At 71.4% G+C, this 17,440-nt stretch carries 20 protein-coding genes; 10 read left to right on the forward strand and 10 right to left on the reverse strand.

The features are described 5' to 3' along the window. Positions 1-24: 24 nt before the first annotated feature. Complete coding sequence (locus QF037_RS18160; protein WP_307026558.1) at positions 25-1,179, reverse strand: cystathionine gamma-synthase; 1,155 nt, start codon at positions 1,177-1,179, stop codon at positions 25-27. A 183-nt stretch (positions 1,180-1,362) separates the two neighbouring features. On the opposite strand from QF037_RS18160, the gene QF037_RS18165 reads away from it, so the two are divergent. The 5 genes from QF037_RS18165 (at position 1,363) to QF037_RS18185 (ending at position 6,330) form a co-directional block, all read left to right on the forward strand. Then, a complete protein-coding gene (locus QF037_RS18165; protein WP_307026560.1) occupies positions 1,363-2,481 on the forward strand; it encodes a hypothetical protein in 1,119 nt (372 codons plus the stop codon). A 127-nt stretch (positions 2,482-2,608) separates the two neighbouring features. Further along, positions 2,609-3,274, forward strand: coding sequence for a peptide-methionine (S)-S-oxide reductase MsrA (msrA, locus tag QF037_RS18170; RefSeq protein WP_307026562.1), 666 nt, complete (start codon positions 2,609-2,611; stop codon positions 3,272-3,274). Positions 3,275-3,358: 84 nt separating this feature from the next. Beyond that, a complete protein-coding gene (locus QF037_RS18175) occupies positions 3,359-4,480 on the forward strand; it encodes an AI-2E family transporter (RefSeq protein WP_307026564.1) in 1,122 nt (373 codons plus the stop codon). A gap of 176 nt (positions 4,481-4,656) precedes the next feature. Then, a complete protein-coding gene (locus QF037_RS18180; RefSeq protein ID WP_307026566.1) occupies positions 4,657-5,328 on the forward strand; it encodes a HEAT repeat domain-containing protein in 672 nt (223 codons plus the stop codon). 3 nt (positions 5,329-5,331) lie between these two features. Further along, a complete protein-coding gene (locus tag QF037_RS18185) occupies positions 5,332-6,330 on the forward strand; it encodes a MerR family transcriptional regulator (RefSeq protein WP_307026568.1) in 999 nt (332 codons plus the stop codon). A gap of 63 nt (positions 6,331-6,393) precedes the next feature. Here the strand turns inward: QF037_RS18185 and msrA (QF037_RS18190) are convergent, their stop codons facing one another. Further along, positions 6,394-6,906 carry a peptide-methionine (S)-S-oxide reductase MsrA gene (msrA, locus tag QF037_RS18190; RefSeq protein ID WP_307026570.1) on the reverse strand — a complete coding sequence of 171 codons (513 nt, stop codon included), beginning with the start codon at positions 6,904-6,906 and terminating at the stop codon, positions 6,394-6,396. Positions 6,907-7,109: 203 nt separating this feature from the next. On the opposite strand from msrA (QF037_RS18190), the gene QF037_RS18195 reads away from it, so the two are divergent. After that, positions 7,110-7,703 (forward strand): DUF4291 domain-containing protein, encoded by a 594-nt coding sequence (locus tag QF037_RS18195; protein WP_307026572.1) that lies wholly within the window; start codon positions 7,110-7,112, stop codon positions 7,701-7,703. Between the two features lie 17 nt (positions 7,704-7,720). Here the strand turns inward: QF037_RS18195 and QF037_RS18200 are convergent, their stop codons facing one another. The 3 genes from QF037_RS18200 to QF037_RS18210 all read right to left on the reverse strand — a co-directional run bounded on the left by QF037_RS18200 (position 7,721) and on the right by QF037_RS18210 (position 10,514). Then, a complete protein-coding gene (locus QF037_RS18200; protein WP_307026574.1) occupies positions 7,721-8,281 on the reverse strand; it encodes a hypothetical protein in 561 nt (186 codons plus the stop codon). Further along, positions 8,278-9,747 (reverse strand): sensor histidine kinase, encoded by a 1,470-nt coding sequence (locus QF037_RS18205; protein WP_307037225.1) that lies wholly within the window; start codon positions 9,745-9,747, stop codon positions 8,278-8,280. Before QF037_RS18205 ends, QF037_RS18200 begins: the two co-directional genes overlap by 4 nt. 71 nt (positions 9,748-9,818) lie before the next feature. Beyond that, a complete protein-coding gene (locus QF037_RS18210) occupies positions 9,819-10,514 on the reverse strand; it encodes a response regulator transcription factor (RefSeq protein ID WP_307026576.1) in 696 nt (231 codons plus the stop codon). A 139-nt stretch (positions 10,515-10,653) separates the two neighbouring features. Between QF037_RS18210 and QF037_RS18215 the strand changes: the two genes are divergently transcribed. Next, complete coding sequence (locus tag QF037_RS18215) at positions 10,654-11,529, forward strand: DUF3152 domain-containing protein (protein ID WP_307026578.1); 876 nt, start codon at positions 10,654-10,656, stop codon at positions 11,527-11,529. A 19-nt stretch (positions 11,530-11,548) separates the two neighbouring features. Here the strand turns inward: QF037_RS18215 and QF037_RS18220 are convergent, their stop codons facing one another. Continuing rightward, entirely contained in the window at positions 11,549-12,223 is a 675-nt protein-coding gene (locus QF037_RS18220; RefSeq protein ID WP_307026580.1) for a hypothetical protein, read from the reverse strand. 151 nt (positions 12,224-12,374) lie between these two features. Here QF037_RS18220 and QF037_RS18225 point away from each other — a divergent pair, with 151 nt between their 5' ends. Further along, positions 12,375-12,992: a hypothetical protein gene (locus tag QF037_RS18225; RefSeq protein ID WP_307037227.1), complete on the forward strand. Its 618-nt coding sequence runs from the start codon at positions 12,375-12,377 to the stop codon at positions 12,990-12,992. 1 nt (position 12,993) lies between these two features. On the opposite strand, the gene QF037_RS18230 is transcribed toward QF037_RS18225, so the two are convergent. After that, entirely contained in the window at positions 12,994-13,707 is a 714-nt protein-coding gene (locus tag QF037_RS18230; RefSeq protein ID WP_307026582.1) for an SDR family oxidoreductase, read from the reverse strand. Here QF037_RS18230 and QF037_RS18235 point away from each other — a divergent pair, their 5' ends adjacent. Then, on the forward strand, positions 13,708-13,830 hold the full coding sequence (locus tag QF037_RS18235) for a hypothetical protein (RefSeq protein WP_307026584.1): 123 nt from the start codon (positions 13,708-13,710) through the stop codon (positions 13,828-13,830). A 162-nt stretch (positions 13,831-13,992) separates the two neighbouring features. On the opposite strand, the gene QF037_RS18240 is transcribed toward QF037_RS18235, so the two are convergent. Then, positions 13,993-15,033 carry an NAD(P)-dependent alcohol dehydrogenase gene (locus QF037_RS18240; protein WP_307026586.1) on the reverse strand — a complete coding sequence of 347 codons (1,041 nt, stop codon included), beginning with the start codon at positions 15,031-15,033 and terminating at the stop codon, positions 13,993-13,995. Between the two features lie 169 nt (positions 15,034-15,202). Here QF037_RS18240 and QF037_RS18245 point away from each other — a divergent pair, with 169 nt between their 5' ends. Next, positions 15,203-16,123 carry a helix-turn-helix domain-containing protein gene (locus tag QF037_RS18245; protein ID WP_307026588.1) on the forward strand — a complete coding sequence of 307 codons (921 nt, stop codon included), beginning with the start codon at positions 15,203-15,205 and terminating at the stop codon, positions 16,121-16,123. A gap of 9 nt (positions 16,124-16,132) precedes the next feature. On the opposite strand, the gene QF037_RS18250 is transcribed toward QF037_RS18245, so the two are convergent. Both QF037_RS18250 and QF037_RS18255 read right to left on the reverse strand, forming a co-directional pair. After that, a complete protein-coding gene (locus QF037_RS18250; RefSeq protein WP_307026590.1) occupies positions 16,133-16,591 on the reverse strand; it encodes a hypothetical protein in 459 nt (152 codons plus the stop codon). A gap of 14 nt (positions 16,592-16,605) precedes the next feature. Further along, positions 16,606-17,376 carry a group II truncated hemoglobin gene (locus QF037_RS18255; RefSeq protein ID WP_307026592.1) on the reverse strand — a complete coding sequence of 257 codons (771 nt, stop codon included), beginning with the start codon at positions 17,374-17,376 and terminating at the stop codon, positions 16,606-16,608. Between the last annotated feature and the right edge of the window lie 64 nt (positions 17,377-17,440).

Below are 17,440 nucleotides of genomic sequence, written 5' to 3' on the forward strand. Positions count from 1 at the left end.
CCGGCTCGTGAACCGTCGAAGGGACTAGCCCAGGGCCTGCTGAAGGTCTTCCAGCAGGTCGTCGACGTTCTCGATGCCCACCGAGAGGCGCACGAGGTCGGCGGGGACCTCGAGGGCCGAGCCGGCGACCGACGCGTGCGTCATCCGGCCGGGGTGCTCGATCAGGGACTCCACGCCGCCCAGGGACTCGCCCAGCGTGAACACCTTGGCGCGGTTGCAGACCTCGACGGCCGCCTCCTCGCCGCCCGTGACCCGGAAGGAGACCATGCCGCCGAAGGACCGCATCTGCTTGGCGGCGACCTCGTGACCGGGGTGGTCCTCCAGACCCGGGTAGAGCACCTTCGACACCCGCGCGTGCCGGGTCAGCATGTCGGCGACCTTGGCCGCGTTCTCGCTGTGCCGGTCCATCCGCACCGGCAGCGTCTTGGCTCCGCGCAGCACCAGCCAGGAGTCGAAGGGCCCGGCGACCGCGCCCATCGCGTTCTGGTGGTACGCCAGTTCCTCACCGAGCGCCTCGTCGGCGGTGATCAGCGCGCCGCCGACGACGTCCGAGTGGCCGCCCATGTACTTGGTCAGGGAGTGCACGACCACGTCGGCGCCGAGTGACAGCGGCTGCTGCAGATACGGCGTGGCGAAGGTGTTGTCGACGACGAGCTTCGCGCCGGCGTCCCGGGCGATCTGCGCGACGGCGGCGATGTCGGTGATGCCGAGCAGCGGGTTGGAGGGGGTCTCCACCCACACGGCCTTGGTCTTCGGGGTGATGGCGGCCCGGACGGCGGCCGGGTCGCTGGTGTCGGCGACCGACCATTCGACGCCCCAGCGGGCGACGACCTTCGCGAAGAGCCGGAACGTGCCGCCGTACGCGTCGTTGGGGATGACCACGTGGTCGCCGGGGCTGAGCAGCGTACGCAGCAGGCAGTCCTCGGCCGCCAGTCCGGACGCGAACGCGAGGCCCCGTCGGCCGCCCTCGAGGGCGGCGAGGTTCTCCTCCAGGGCGGTACGTGTCGGGTTGGCGCTGCGGCTGTACTCGTAGCCGCCGCGCAGGCCGCCGACGCCGTCCTGCTTGTAGGTCGAGACCTGGTAGATCGGCGGGACGACCGCACCGGTGAGGGGGTCCGCCGTGTTGCCCGCGTGGATGGCGAGCGTCTCGAAGTGCTGACTGATGTGCCTGTCGCTCATGGGCACCGAGCGTAGTCCGCTCGCGGGGCAGGCGTCGCACAGCGAGGCCGGAGAAGGGTTTTCCCCAGGCCGCAGAGCCGGGACGGGAGGTTTTCCCCCGGCACTCGGAGCCTGGACACGAGGTTTTCCACAGGCCCGGGACCGGGTTGGCCAATTGTCGGCGGCGTCTGGAACGCTTGAGGCATGGAAATTCTCTGGGTCCTGATGGCGGTGGTCATGCTCGGCTTCGTGCTGCTGCCGGTCCTGCGGCGCCGCCGGGGCATGATCGAGCAGGTCCCGCCGGGCCATCCGGACGCGGCGGACCCCGCGGACTACGGCTTCGTACGGCAGGAGGAGCTGGACATCCGCATGCCCGGCCCCGACCAGGACCTGCTGGACGTCCTGGACCTGGTGCAGCGCACCCAGGACTACCGAGCGGCCTCCCAGCTGCTGGCGGGCACCGAGGCGACGGGCGAGCTGCGCTGGCAGCGGGTGCAGGCCTTCGCGGGCGCGGCCTCACTGGAGCTGTCGCAGCGGCCCGGCGGGGTGAGCGAGTCGCCGGGCGGCCAGTGGCTGCGGGTGTGGCGGTCCGAGCAGCCCAAGGACGCGGGTGGTGCGGCCATCCACGCGGAGTTCCTGGTGCAGCAGGCGTGGCGGACGGCGACGCCCGGCACGGACTCGTTCCGGATCATCATGGAGGAGGCGAAGGCGGCGTGCGGCGAGGCGGCACTGCTGGCGCCGGGTGACCCGATCCCGTACATCGTCGAGCTGTCGGTGGCCCGTGGCCTCGCCTATCCGCGGGCGGAGTTCGAGCAGCTGTGGCTGAAGATCCTGGACCGCGCCCCGGCGCACATGGGCGCGCATCTGGCGGCGCTCCACTACTGGTGCGAGAAGTGGCACGGCTCGCGTGAGCTGGCGATGTCCTTCGCGGAGGCGGCCGCGGCCCGCGCCCCGCAGGGCTCGCTCCTCGCCGCCATGCCCCTGTTCGCGGTCTTCGAGCACCTGCCCGAGGTGAACCTGGTCAGCGGCTTCTACCAGAGCGAGACCGTCACCAAGGCGATGCACGGGGCGCTGCACGCCGTGCACTCGGCCCGCGCGGACGACCCGATGCTGGCGCATGTGCGGCACCTGCTGGTCTTCTTCCTGGTCCGCGGCGAGCGCTGGCAGGAGGCCATGAACCAGCTCATACACATCGACGGCCACGTGGGCGCCCTGCCGTGGACCCTGTCCCCCGATCCGGCGGCCGAGTTCGCGGTCTACCGGGCGCTGGCGGTGGCGGGCTACGAGGCGAACGGCGGCAGCCCGGCGACGCTGCCGCACTGAGGGGCACGGGGACCGGCGTCGCCCCGCCTCGACGGAATGCGGGGCGGCGCCGGGCCGTTGTGCGGATGCCGCTTCCGGCCACCCCCGCAGGGGCCGCCGGCGAGGAGACGAGAAGGAGCCCGCGCCCATGCTGTTCGGCCGTACGCCCGTCCTGCCCACCGCCGAGCAGGCGCTGAAGGGCCGACCCGCCCCGGTGTTCGCGGTCCCCGACCGCCACACCGTCCTCGGCACCCCGCTGCTCGGCCCCTATCCCGAGGGCCTTGAGATCGCCGACTTCGCCCTGGGCTGCTTCTGGGGCGCCGAGCGCACGTTCTGGCAGCTCCCGGCCGGCGTCTGGACCACCCTGGTCGGCTACCAGGGCGGCCACACCGAGAACCCCACCTACGAAGAGGTCTGCTCCGGCCTGACCGGCCACACCGAGGTCGTCCGCGTCGTGTACGACTCCTCGCTCATCTCCTACGAGCGCCTCCTGAAGACCTTCTGGGAGTCCCACGACCCCACCCAGGGCTTCCGCCAGGGCAACGACGTCGGCACCCAGTACCGCTCCGCGATCCACACCCACACCCCCGCCCAGGCCACCACCGCCGAAGCCTCCCGCGAGACCTACCAGAAGCGCCTCACCGGCACGGGCCACGGCACGATCACCACGGAGATCCTGCCGGCGGCGGGGCGTACCTTCTATCCGGCCGAGGGGTACCACCAGCAGTACCTGGACAAGAACCCGGCCGGTTACTGCGGGATCGGCGGGACCGGTGTCTCCTGCCCGGTCGGCGTGGCCCGGGCGGATGGCTGAGCCGGGTTCACAGGCCCGCACGACCAGGCATACAAGCTGCCAGGAGTGATGCCCAAGTGACGTGGGTCGCCATAGGGTGCCTCCGTGACTGCCACGTTGAGTTCCACGCGAGCCCGGGCCGCGCTGCGTACATCTGCGCGGACCTCCGGGGAGTTGCTGCTCGTACTGCTGATGCTCGCGGTGACTCTGTGGATCCTGGGCCGGATGTGGTCGGTGGTCTGGCCGCTGCTGATCGGCCTGCTGCTGACCACGCTGACCTGGCCGCCGACTCGGTTCCTGCGGCGTCGCGGGTGGAAGCCCGCTCTCGCCGCGTCGGTCGTGACGGTGCTGTTCCTTCTGGTCGCCATGGGTGTCGTGGCGCTGATCGCGGTGCCGGTGGCATCGCAGTCCGGGGAACTGAGCGACGGGGTGTTCAAGGGCATTCAGGAGTTGCGCGAGTGGGCCGCCGGGCCGCCGTTGAACATCGATGACGCGCAGATCAACAAGGCCTTCGACACCGCGGTCTCCCGCGCGCAGGACAGTCTGGGCAACGTGGCGGGCGCTGTCGTCACGGGAGTGAGTACCGTGCTGAACGGTCTGGTCACCGCTGTGGTGGCCCTCTTCCTGATGTTCTTCTTCCTCAAGGACGGTCCACGGTTCCTGCCGTGGCTGGCCCGGCAGCTGCCCGGCCGACTCGCCACCGACGTCCCGACCGTGGCCGAGCGCGGCTGGAACACCCTGGGCGCGTTCGTGCGTTCGCAGGCGGCCGTCGGTCTGATCGACGCCGTTCTGATCGGGCTGGGGCTGTGGATCCTGGGCGTACCCCTCGTGCTTCCGCTGGCGGTGCTGACCTTCGTCTCCGCGTTCGTGCCGATCGTCGGTGCCCTGTTCGCCGGTTTCGTCGCGGTTCTCATCGCGCTGGTCTCCAACGGCCTGACGGACGCGCTGATCGTGCTGGCGATCATCGTGGTGGTGCAGCAGCTCGAGGGCAACGTGCTCCAGCCCATCATCCAGAGTCGTGGGCTCGGCCTCCACGCGGCCGTGATCCTGCTGGCGGTGACCTTGGGCGGCAGTCTGTTCGGCATCGTGGGGAGCCTGCTCGCGGTGCCGGTCACCGCGCTGATCGCGGTGTGCTGGGACTATGTGCGTGAGCAGCTCAGCGAACCGTCCGAAGGGCCGGGGCCGGGAACCGACGGGCTGGACACCGACGCCCCCGTCCCGTCCTAGGGAGCTCGACGCGCCGGTCACCACACGGCCCGATCCCCGCCTCCTCCGACGATGAGCAGCCAAAAGTACTCACCGGCGGCACGGCGCAGTACGGCACCCGCCGCGGAATCGCCCGGTGAGCGTTTGACCTTGACACGGTGACAAGGCCTTCACTGCTTGCCGAGGAGGTGGTCACGGTGACCATGACGCGACAGGACACGGACGCGCCGGCAGCGCTCCGGCAGTTGGAGGACGACCGTTCGTCCGTGCGGCTGCGGGCGGCCATGGCGGTCGGCACGACGCCCGAGCCGCGCTTCGTCGACAAGCTCGTCGAGCGATGCGCGATCGAGCCCGAGTTCTTCGTCCGCGACATGCTGACGTGGGCGCTCGCCCGCCACCCGGTGTCCGTGACCCTCCCCGTGCTGCTCCGCGAAGTCCGTTCGGAGCGGGCGCAGGCACGGAGCCAGGCGTTGCACACGCTGTCCAAGATCGGGGACCGGCAGGCGTGGCCGGCGATCACCCGGGCGCTGCTGTGCGACGCCGACGACGAGGTGGCGCGAAGCGCCTGGCGGGCCGCGGTCGTGCTCGTGCCGGAGGGCGAGGAGTCGGCGTTGGCCGCGGTACTGGCGACACAGCTCGGGCGCGGTGAGCGCGAGACGCAGCTGAGTCTCAGCCGGGCGCTGGTCGGGCTGGGTGAGGTCGCGCTGCCGGCTCTGCGTGCCGCGGCCACGGCCGCTGACCGGCAGGTGCGCACGCACGCCCTCGCCACGGAGCGGCTGCTGGGCGACCCGGACGCCGGTTTCGAGTTCGCGATCGAGGAGGCGAAGCGCGTGGTGGCCCTCGGCGGGCCGGGCCAGGCGGGACAATAGGGCGTGTTGATCGGTGAGGTGGCGCGACGGTCCGGGGTCAGCGCCCGCATGCTCAGGCATTACGAGTCGCTCGGACTGCTGCGGCCCTCGGCTCGTACGGGCTCCGGCTACCGGGAGTACTCCGGCGACGACATCCGGCGGATCTTCCACATCGAGAGCCTGCGGTCGCTGGGGCTGTCGCTGCGGGAGATCGGGCGGGCGCTGGACGATCCCGGTTTCACGCCCTCGGCGCTCGTCGACGACCTCGTCCGGCAGACGCGCGAACGCATCGCGGCCGAGACCGAGCTGCTCACGCGGCTCCGCAGGATCGACGCCGCCGAGCCCGCCGCCTGGGAGGACGTCCTCCAGATCGTCGTATTCCTCCAGGCGCTGGGGTCGAAGAGCCCTGCCGCCCGCCAGCGCGCGGCCCTTTCCTCGGCCGCCGAGATTCCGGTGGAGGCCCTGGTCGAGGCGGTGCTCAGGGAGACGGAGCCGAACGTCGCCGGAGCCCTTCGCTGGGCGCTGGCGCGATCCGGTGACGGCGCGACGGCACTGCTGGCCCAGGGCCTCGGCTCACCGGTGGCCGCCGTGCGGGAACGTGCCGTCCGGTCCCTCGCCGAGCTGCCCGGTGACGAGGCCACCGCCCGGCTGCGGGACGCCCTCACGGAGCCGGATGCCGTGGTCCGCGGCCATGCGGCTCTGGCCCTCGGGACGCGGGGAGTGGCCGAAGCGGTACCGGCCCTGGTCGACCTGATCGTGGAGGGCCGGAACGACACGGAGGCGGCCGACGCGCTGAGCATGCTGGCGGGCGACACCGCGACGGCGGACCGGATCGCCACCAGGCTCGTCGACCACCTCGCCCAGGACACCACCGAGGCGCCCGCACGCGTACGGCTGACGCAGGCGCTGGCGGACATCCCGGGGCGCACGGCTTCGGGCGCCCTCATGGAGCTGTCCGGCGACGGGGACCGTGCCGTCGCGCTGACCGCCGCGTACCTTGTTCGGCTGCGCGACGCGGGGTGACGGCTCTTCTCGGGTACCGCGTACGCGGCCCGGCCGCGGGTCCTGCGCCGGGCCGCCCCTCGGTCAGCCCTCGGCGCGGGCGGGCAGCCGCCATCCCGGGCGCGGGAAGTGGCAGGTGTAGCCGTCCGGGTAACGCTGCAGGTAGTCCTGGTGCTCGGGCTCGGCCTCCCAGAACGGGCCCACAGGCTCCACCTCGGTGACGACCTTGCCCGGCCACAGGCCCGAGGCGTCCGCGTCCGCGATCGTGTCTTCGGCGATCCGCTTCTGCTCGTCGTCCACGTAGTAGATCGCCGAGCGGTAGCTCAGACCGATGTCGTTGCCCTGCCGGTTCTTGGTGCTCGGGTCGTGGATCTGGAAGAAGAACTCCAGGAGCGCCCGGAAATCGGTCTTCGCGGGGTCGAAGAGGATCTCGATGGCCTCCGCGTGCGTGCCGTGGTTGCGGTACGTCGCGTTCGGCACGTCACCCCCGGTGTATCCCACCCGGGTCGCCGTCACGCCCGGAAGTCGGCGGATCAGCTCCTCCATCCCCCAGAAGCATCCGCCCGCCAGCACGGCCCTCTGCGTCTGCGCAGCCATTCCCGCTCCTCCCATATCTGCCGTCTCGGTCACTCGGGCTGCTCGGCTCGCACGACGGGCATCCCGGACCCACCCCCCTCAACGCACGAGGGCTTCCGACGATTCCGTGCCGGGCGCACGGCACGCCGCGACTCGCCAGGACAGGTCCGGGCGGGTCGAAAACCACTGGTCCCACCACCCGGAGCGACCCCACCCTGTACGTCATGGAACAGCCCCGCCACCAGATCCGTGCGGCCCACACGGCATCCACGATCACCGTCTACCAGGCGTACTCCCCTGCCCTCGGCCTGTCGGCCGCCCGCGAGGGCCGTTTCCCGGCGGCGTGGAAGCGCGACCGTATGTCGTGGATCAAGCCCAGCTTTCTCTGGATGATGTACCGCTGCGGCTGGGCCACGAAGGAGGGGCAGGAGACCGTGCTCGCCGTCGAGATCACCCGTGGCGGCTTCGAGTGGGCGCTGCGCCACGCGTGCCTGTCCGGCTATGTCCGCGGCCTGCACCCCGACCGGGCCGCCTGGCAGCGCCAGTTGAAGCGGGCGCCCGCTCGGGTGCAGTGGGATCCCGAGCGGGACCTGCACCTGCGGCCCCTGCCCCACCGCGCCCTGCAACTCGGCCTCTCCGGTGAGGCGGTTCGGCGATACGCGGACGAGTGGACGGTCTCCATCCGTGACGTGACCCCGCTCGCCCGCGAGATACACGCACGGGTCCGCAGCGGCGATCTGGACTCCGCCGCCCGGCTGCTGCCCGAGGAACTCCCCTTCCCCGAGGGCGACGGTCTCCTCGCCCACCTGCGGGGATGAAGCGAGGACGCCCCGCGCTACAGCTCAGGACAGCGCTCCACGCCCCCTTCGAAGGTCCTGCCCGCCGCGTCCGTCACCGTCACCGTCGTCGAGTCCAGATCCGGGCGGGTGAGCAGATACGCGCGGGCCGCGGTGCAGATGACCTGGTTCGCCGCGAGGGGGGTCAACTTGCCTGCGTAGATAGGTAGTTCGAGGCGGATCCTGTCGGTCTCCGTCATCAGCCGTACCGACTCCTCCGGGGCCGGCTCGGCGGGCGAGGGGGTCGGGAGGGTGGTGGCGGGGAGTTGGCGGGCCAGTTCGGTGGTCAGGTGTTTGCGTCGTTCCTGTGGGGTCGGGCCCTTGAGGAGTGACTCGACGGCTGCCACGGGTTCGCCGGCGTCGGAGATCGTGCGGTCCACCGCGACCAGGGCGCCGTCCCGGATCAGGTAGATCGGTACGGTCGGGGGGATTCCGCTCGCGGGTCCGCCCGCCTCCACCACGCCGGTCGTGGGGATGTCGCAGCCGGAGAGCAGGAGGACCGACGCCGCGACGAGCAGCGCGGCGGCATGGGCCGGCTTCAGGAGTGACCCCGGCTTCATGAAGACCCTCCGCTCTCCGACTCGTCCCGCCGTAGCGGCAGTTCTACGGTGAAGACCGCGCCGCCCTCGGCACGGTTCGCCGCGCGGATCGTCCCGCCGTGCATCCGTACGTTCTCCTCCGTGATCGAGAGGCCCAGCCCGCTGCCCTCCGTACGGGTGCGCGCACTGTCCGACTTGTAGAAGCGCTCGAAGACGTACGGGAGTACGTCGGCCGGGATGCCGGGGCCGCTGTCCGTCACCTCGACGATCACCGAGGCGGCCGCCGGTACGTCCGCCGGTACCTCCTTCGCCGGTACACCCGCCGACAATCGGATCCGCACCGGCCGCGCCCCGTGCCGCAGCGCGTTCCCGACCAGGTTGGCCACGACCACGTCCAGCCGCCGCGGGTCGACCCTTCCGCGCAGTGCGTCGGGGCCCGGCAGTGCCGTCTCCACCTCGTCCGACCAGCCGCGGGAGGCGAGGGTGCGGCGGATGGACTCGGCGAGGTCGATCTCGTCCAGGTGGAGGACCGCCGCGCCCGCGTCGAAACGGGAGACCTCCATCAAGTCCTCGACCAGACGGGCGAGTTTGACCGTCTCCTCGCTGATCAGCCGTACCGCGGTGGCCGTATCGGGATCGAGGTGCCCGGCCTCCTCGTCGAGGACGTCGGTGACCGCCGACATCGCGGCCAGCGGGGTGCGCAGTTCGTGGGAGACGTCCGCGACGAAACGGCGGGCCCGCGCCTCCATGGCGCGCAGTTCGGCGACGGACTGCTCCAGGGCCGCCGCGGTCTCGTTGAACGTGTGGGACAGGTCGGCGAGTTCGTCGGAGCCGTTGACGTCGAGGCGGGTGTCGAGGTGACCCTCGGCGATGCTGCGGGTGGCGCGACGCAGGGCACGGACCGGACGCAGTACGCCGCGGGCAGCGAACAGGGCGAGGAGTACGGCGGCGCCGAGGGCCGGAACCATCGCCCGCTCCACGGCGGTGACCAGGGCGTCGACGGACGCCTGTTCGCCGGTCTGGGGCACGGTGAGGAAGACCTGGACGCCGGACAGCACCGGAACGCCCCGGGTGGGACCGGCGAAGACGACCGACATGCCGACGAGCAGAGAGGTACGTCCACCGTCGCGCACCCGCTGGAACACCGTGGCCTGGCTCGCGTCGACGGCCTCCCGCACGGCCGGCGTCAGCGCGTCGAAGGGGTCGCCCGGGGCCGAGGTCTCGGAGATCCCCTTGTAGCGGACCAACACCCGCCAGGTGGCCGCCGGTTCGGCGCGGGCCACGTCCACGGCGAACCGGCGCAGCGACTGCCGGGACGGGGGGTACGCCAAGTCCGGTGCCAGGCGACCGACTTGGGCGCGCAGTTGCGCGATCACCGTGTCCTGGCTCTGCTTGAGGACCCCGTTGCGGGCCTCCCGGAAGGCCAGGGCGCCGGTCGTCATGGTGGCCAGGGCGGCGACGAGCCCGAACGCCACGACCAGCCGCATCCGCAGACCGCCGCGCGCGATCCACGCCGGGAACCCCACCCTCGTACGCCCGCTCACCGCCGTACGACGTCTCACTTGGCCGCGAACCGATAGCCGAAGCCACGCACCGTCTGTATGTAGCGCGGATCCCGCGGCGGTTCGCCCATCTTGGCGCGCAGCCGTTTCACGCAGGCGTCCACCAGGCGGGCGTCGCCGTGGTAGCTGTGCTCCCAGACCGCCTCCAGCAGTTGCTGTCTGCTGAAGACCTGTCCGGGCGAGGCGGAGAGGGTGAGGAGGAGGCGGAGTTCGGAGGGGGCGAGGGCGACCGGGGTCCCCGCGACGGTGACGGTGAGACCGGCCCGGTCGATGGCGAGCTCGCCGTGGGTGTCGATCCTCGGCAGGCCGGCGCCGTCGGCCGCGGCGCCGCCCGCCCGGCGAAGTACCGCGCGGATACGGGCGTTCAGCACACCGGCCTGCACCGGCTTGACGACGTAGTCGTCGGCGCCCGCCTCCAGGCCCACGACGATGTCCACGTCGTCGCCCCGCGCGGTCGCCATGACGATCGGCAGGGTCTGGTCGACGGAGCGGATGCCCCGGCACACGTCCAGGCCGGTCATGCCGGGCAGCATCAGATCGAGGACCACGACGTCGGGGCGGAAGGACGTGAGGTGCGCCATGCCGTCCTCGCCGGTCGCGGCGGCGGCGACGTCGTGTCCCTGGCGGCGCAGTGCCAGGGCGACCCCTTCGCGGACGGCGCGGTCGTCTTCGATCAGCAGAACTCGTGGCATGGGCTCAGTATCGGGACCGTCGGGCGCGCGCCCGGACTCTGTTACCGGATGATCACACAGCTCGCGACGGATCGTTCGTTATCGTTTCGTGATCATTCGGGCCAGATCCGATCACATGGCGACCACAACCTAGCCAACCATGACCGCCCACACCGCCACACCCGATCGTTCCCGACGCCGCCGACGCGGCGCCACACACGCCTCCGGAAGGCGGCGCGGAACGGGACGCGTGTGGGCGGGCCTGGTCGCCCTGACCGTCCTCGGTGCCGCCGGTTTCGCGGCCGCCCAGTGGGCGCCGCCCGGAGACGGGGAGGCCGGGACGGACGCCGGGCGGAAGACGGCCCCCGACCGTAAGGCGACACCGACATCGACTCCGGCGCCGACGACCGACGCGCGCTCCACTCAGCGGGCCAAACCCGCCCCCGCCCCGTCCCGCAAGACCTCGACGATCCCCGCGACCGGCCCCGGAACCTTCGTCACCGCATCCGGCGGCAGCCCCAAGGCCGGCAACGGAAGGGCCCTGCGCTACCGGGTCCAGGTCGAGACAGGGCTCGACCTGGATGCGGCGGACGTGGCCGAGCAGGTGGACCGCATCCTGGCCGACCCCCGGGGCTGGACGGCGGACGGCACCTCCGCGTTCCAGCGGATCTCCTCGGGGGGCGCCGACTTCGTGGTCAAGGTCGCGACTCCGGGCACCGTCGACAAGATCTGCGCGACGCAGGGCCTGGACACCGGGGGTGAGTACAACTGCAGCGTGAACGACGACGTCATGGTCAACCTCAAGCGCTGGGAACTGGCCACGCAGTACTACGCCGACGACGTACGGTCCTACCGGGCCCTGATCATCAACCACGAGGTCGGCCACTTCCTGCGCCACGGCCACGTCACCTGCCCCGGCCCCGGCAGACCCGCCCCGGCGATGATGCAGCAGATCAAGGGCCTGAAGGGCTGTGTCCCCAACGTCTGGCCCTACGACGCCCAGGGACAGCTCATCACCGGACCGGCCGTGCCCTGACGCCGTGCCGGGGTCACACTCACCCGGAAGCCGTCAACTTCTTCAGCTGCGCCTCGACGATCGCCTCCGGCACGGCGGCCGGGGGCGAGTCTCCCGACGCACGGGGCCGGTCGAAGTCGTAGAACATGGCGACCGTGGCTCCTTGCCGGACGGCCACCACCGCGAAGGGCACCCGGACAGGCTGCTCGTCCCCGGCGCCGGCCGCGACCTGAGTGAGCCGCAGGGACACGGACTCGTCGCCGTAACCCGAGTCGGGCCGCAGTTCGGTGTCCTCGTACGGGAAGTCCGCCGTGACGTCCTCGAAGGTCTCGCACTTCTCGGCGGCGGTACGGAGTTCGGCGATCACCCGCGCGGCGTCCTGACCGCTGTGCGACGACAGGATCACGGTCGCGCCGGTCGCGCTGTCCTTCTTCGAGAAGACCATCCGGCCGGCACGCGCGACGGCGCCGAAGCCGCTGCTTCCCCCCAACGCCCGGGCAACGGGGGTGCATTCGTCGGGATCGGCCGTACGCCGCGACGCGGACGTGCCCGTCACCACCTTCTCGACGTCGTAACCCCCGAGGTCCGCCCCAGCGAGCACCGCCTCTTCGAGCTCCGCCGCGCTCAACGGTTCCGCCTCCACGACGGCCACGTCCGCCGAGGCGTCCGCGCCGGAACCGCATCCGGCGACCGTCACGCACAACGTGACCACCACCAGGCAAACACCCACCCGCGACTGCCGAACCATCGTCGTCCCCACCCGTTCCCCACCCGCTCCCCACCGGAGCATCGACCAGCAGAGTAGAACGTCAGTCCCGCTCCCGAAGGCCCGAACCGAGATCCGGGATCATGGTGGGATGACAAACATGGAGCAGGCCGGTGGTCGTGGTGGACTGACCGTCTATCAGGCGGAGTTGCGGGACCGTATGCTCGCCGCCCCGGTCGTGCCCGCGCCCGAGCCCTGGCGGTCGGTCTTCGAGGGGTGTGTCCCCGTCGGAGGGTTGCTCGGCATCGGTTTCGCCACGCATCCGGGGAATGGGAGGGACCTGGTGATGGTCGTCTCCGGGGACGGGCACGGGCTGTTCGACGCTGTCACGGGAGAGAGGATCGCCCGGGACCGCGACCCCGATCCCGATGCCGAGGAGTGCGGTCGCGACATGCCTCCCGGGCTGTTGTGCAGGGGGCTCGGGCCGATCGCCGATCGCCGGGTGTACGTCGCCGGGCTTCTCGGCGGTGCTCTGCACACCGGCAGCGGGGACGGCTGGGTCCTGGAGGTCGTGAGTCCCGACTGGCCGCACGACCGGGTCCTGTTGTCCCGCGGCAGCAGCATGCCGCACCGCGCACCGCACGGAGAGGGGTGGTGGCACATCTTCCACTCGTCCCACTCCGAGTTGCGAGCCGTCGGCTTCTCCCCCTCCGGCCGCACTCTCGCCGTGGCGACCAGCAGCGACGTGACCCTGTGGACCCGCGCCCCCGCAGACTGAGTCACCCCACGCGCCCCGCCAGGAACTCCTCCCACGCCCGCTTCCCCGTCTCCGCCCCCCCCGCAGCGTGGTTCGCCCCCGCCCGGTACGCCTTCCCCGCCTTGCCCGGTATCCGCACCGGCATCCTCAACCGGGTCCGCTTTCCCCGGAGTCCGAGGTAGGGACGGGCCGGCTCGGCGATGTCGTACGTCTTCGGACCCGCGATGTCGGGGACCAGCCCCTGGGGCTCCCCCAACGTCAACTCGACGAGCCGCGCCGCCCCTTCGGCCGAGTCCACCGGCTGAAGACGCAGACCTCCCGGCACCGGGAGCACCGGCAGCTTCGTCATCTTCTCGATCATCGTGAGGGTCAGCTCGTGGAACTGGGCCGCCCGCAGGGTCGTCCAGGGGATGCCCGAGCCGGCGGCGGCCCGCTCCGCGTCGAGCTCGGTCCGCAGCCAGGTCAGCGGGACGCGGTCGGCGCCGATGACCGAGATCTGGACGAGGTGACGCGCCTCGGCGCCGACGCAGGCCCGCACCAGGTTCCGGGTCGCCTCGTCGTCCCCCTTCGGCCCGCCCGCCAGATGCAGGACCGTCCCGACACCGGCCACCGCCGCCGCCACGCCCTCCCCCGTCAGGAGATCGCCGGTGACGTACTCGACGCCGTCCCCGCCCTCGCGGGCACCGCGGCTCAGGACCCGCACCTCGTGACCGGCCGCCCGCAGCAGCGGAACCACATGACCGCCCAGGGTGCCCGTGCCGCCGGTGACCAGGAGGGGTGCCGTCTTCGTATCGGGCCGGAGAGCGTCGACACCGCCGACGGGGACTGGATCTTCTACTCCGGGCCGGGCACGCGGTGAAGGTCGACGACGACCCCTGGTACCTCGACTCCGGTCCCACCGCCGCGCGTCTGGTCGTACGACAGCTCACTGCTGTGGCTGCTGGGGAAGCGGTGAGGGCCCCGGAGCAGTGCGGCTCCGGGGCCCTCGGTCATGCGGCAGGCGTCAGATCGTCGCCGTGTCTCAGATCGTCGCCGTGTCGATGACGAAGCGGTACCGGACGTCGCTCGCCAGCACCCGCTCGTACGCCTCGTTGATCTCGTCGGCGCGGATCAGCTCGATCTCCGCGCCGAAGCCGTGCTCCGCGCAGAAGTCCAGCATCTCCTGGGTCTCGGCGATACCGCCGATCATGGAGCCGGCGAGCGTCTTGCGGCCGCCGATCACGGAGAAGAGGTTGAGGGAGATCGGCTCCTCGGGGGCGCCGACGTTCACCAGGGCGCCGTCCCGCTTGAGCAGGGAGAGGTACGCGCTGAAGTCGAGCGGGGCCGAGACCGTGGAGACGATCAGGTCGAAGGTGCCGGCCAGCTCCTCGAAGGTCTTCGGGTCGCTGGTGGCGTAGTAGTGGTCGGCGCCCAGCTTGAGGCCGTCCTCCTGCTTGCGCAGGGACTGAGAGAGGACGGTGACCTCGGCGCCGAGCGCGTGGGCGATCTTGACGCCCATGTGGCCGAGGCCGCCCAGACCGACGATCGCGACCTTCTTGCCGGGGCCGGCGTTCCAGTGCTTGAGCGGGGAGTACAGAGTGATGCCGGCGCAGAGCAGCGGCGCGGCCTCGTCGAGGGCGATGCCCTCGGGGATACCGACGACGAAGTTCTCGTCGACGACGACCTTCTCGGAGTAGCCGCCGTAAGTGGGCTCGCCGTCCTTGCCGACCGCGTTGTAGGTGCCCACGTTCCCGCCGGTGCAGTACTGCTCCTCACCGGCCTTGCAGCTCTCGCACTCGCGGCAGGAGTCGACGAGACAGCCGACACCCACCCGGTCGCCGACCCGGAACTTGGTGACGCCGGGTCCCACCTCGGACACGACGCCGGCGATCTCATGGCCGGGGACCATCGGGAAGATGGCCTCGCCCCAGCCCTCACGGGCCTGGTGGATGTCGGAGTGGCAGATGCCGGCGAACTTGATGTCGATCAGGACGTCGAACTCGCGGACCGCGCGCCGTTCGATGGTGGTGCGCTCCAGCGGAGCCTTCGCGGCGGGGGCGGCGTACGCAGCAACGGTGGTCATGCCGGGGTTCTCCTAGCAGTGGTGTCGCACCCGGCCGCCTTCTGACCGGGTACGACACCACCCTGCCCGACCGGAGGATGTTCACCCAGGTCACCGCTCTGCCTACGTTCACTGTTCCTACTACTGGCGGGGTCAGGATGATGAGCGTACGACCGTGAATACTTGAGGCATGGACGAACGCCCCGAACCCGTACAGGAGCCCTCCGGCGGCGCGCTGGACCGGCGTGCCGAGCTGAGCGAGTTCCTGCGCACCCGGCGGGCCCGGCTGAAGCCGGAGGACGTGGGCCTGCCGGACTTCGGACGGCACCGGCGGGTGCCGGGGCTGCGGCGCGAGGAGCTGGCGCAGCTGGCCGGGGTGTCGGTGGCGTACTACACGCGCCTGGAGCAGGGCAACGGACGGAACGTGTCGGCGGAGGTCCTGGACGCGATCTCCCGTGCCCTGCAGCTGACCGACGCCGAGCACGCCCATCTCACGCATCTCGCGAAGCCGAAGCAGCACAAGAAGAAGCAGACCGGGCGGACCCAGCAGGTGCGCGGAGCGCTGCTCCAGCTGCTCGACTCGATCGAGGGGGTCCCGGCCTACATCTCGGGCCGGCGCTCCGACATCCTCGCCTGGAACCGGATGGCCGCGGCGGTCTTCGGCGACTGGTCCGAACTGCCGCCGCAGGACCGAAACTGGGCCCGGATGGTGTTCCTGCGGCCCGAGTACCGCGACCTGTTCATGGAATGGGAATCGAAGGCGACCGACATCGTCAGCTATCTGCGCATGGACGCGGGCTGCCACCCCGACGACCCGCGCCTGTCCGCCCTGGTCGGCGAACTCTCGGTCAAGAGCGAGGTGTTCAGACGTCTGTGGGCCACCCATGACGTCAAGGAGAAGGGCTACGGCGTCAAGCACTTCCGCCACCCCCTGGTGGGCGAACTCTCCCTCTCCTTCGAGTCGTTCCGGCTCTCCGACGACAGCGAACAGATGCTGATCACCTATCACGCCGAACCCGGCTCGCCCTCGGCGGAGGCCCTGCGCCTGCTGGCCAGTTGGGGCACGGACGCGACCCGGGCGGGCAAGGGCTCGACGGCCCCGCGGACCTGACCGGGCGCCTCAGTCCGCGACGCCGAGGTCCTCGCGCATCAGCCGCCGCATCTCGGACAGCCGGGGCTCGGCCTCCTTCAGGTCGAGCAACGCCCGCACGGCGCTCTCCCCGTCCCGGGCCCGCCCCCGGTCGAGCCGCTTCACCAAGGCGTCGATGCCCGCGAGCACCTCGTTCACGGCCCGCGAGGCCTCAAGGATCCGCTCGGGCACGACCATCTGCGCCTCGGCGGACCGGTCCCGAGGAGGGTGTGGAACTGCCGCGAGGCCTGGGGGTCTGGGGGTGCCCCCCAGAAGGCACAGCATCGCCGTGCAGGCGGTCCGCCGGTCCTCGAACAGCCATCTGCGTTCGGCGACTTCGGCCTCCTCCGCCCGCTGTCGCGAGGTCAGCCGCTGGCTGAGGACAGGGGCGAAGGGAGTGCCGAGGACACCGACCACGGCGGTGATCATGGCGGTCACGGCAGCGGTCATGCGCGGACCCTACGTCACCCCTGGTACGGCGGCATCATCCCCCACCCCCACTTCGGCACCGGCTGCTCCGCCGGCGGCTTGGCGTCCGGGCCGGAGAAGTACACCGCGAGCCGGGTGCCCCACTCGACGTAGGCGAGGAAGGCCGAGCGGAACTCGGCGTCGGTCGGCAGGCCGGCCTCGTCGGCGGCGTCCTGGATGAGGCCGACCCAGCGGCGGCGCTGAGGCTCGGTGATGCCCCGGCCCAGGTGCTTGGCGACCATGTGGCCGTGGCCGCCCTGGGTCTCGGAGTACCCGGGCGGGCCGCCGAAGACCTCCGCCAGCCAGAGGGACACGTGCTCGGCGTGCTCGGGGGCCAGGCCGTCGAACACCGGGGCCAGCAGGTCGTCCTTGAGGACCTTGCCGTAGAAGACCGACGTGAGCCGGGCGAAGGCCTCCGCGCCGCCCGCCCACTCGTACAGCGTGGGCACGGCCGAGCCCGCGCCGCGTACCGTCGTCGGTTTGTAGTGCCGCATCTCCTCGATGTCGGCGATGTACGGACGGATCTCGGCGAGGAAGGCGGGGAAGAGGTCCGACTTCCGGAAGCCCTCGATGTGGTCCTCCGTCGAGGTCCATGTGATGCGCAGGACGAAGTGCGCGAAGTCCTCCTCGCAGCGCGCCAGTTCGTAGTCCACGCACTGCGGCGCCGCCGCCAGCTGGGCCGCGGCGCGGGTGTAGGCGGCCAGGAACTCCGCCGAACGGTCTTCCGGGATGTGGTACCGGACGTATTCCACGGTGTGGGCGGTCATGGGCCCACACAAACACGGAAGCCCCACCGGAGGCTGCACCTCCGGTGGGGCTTTCGCTCATGGC

This window comes from Streptomyces canus (assembly GCF_030815415.1).
GTDB lineage: Bacteria > Actinomycetota > Actinomycetes > Streptomycetales > Streptomycetaceae > Streptomyces > Streptomyces canus_F.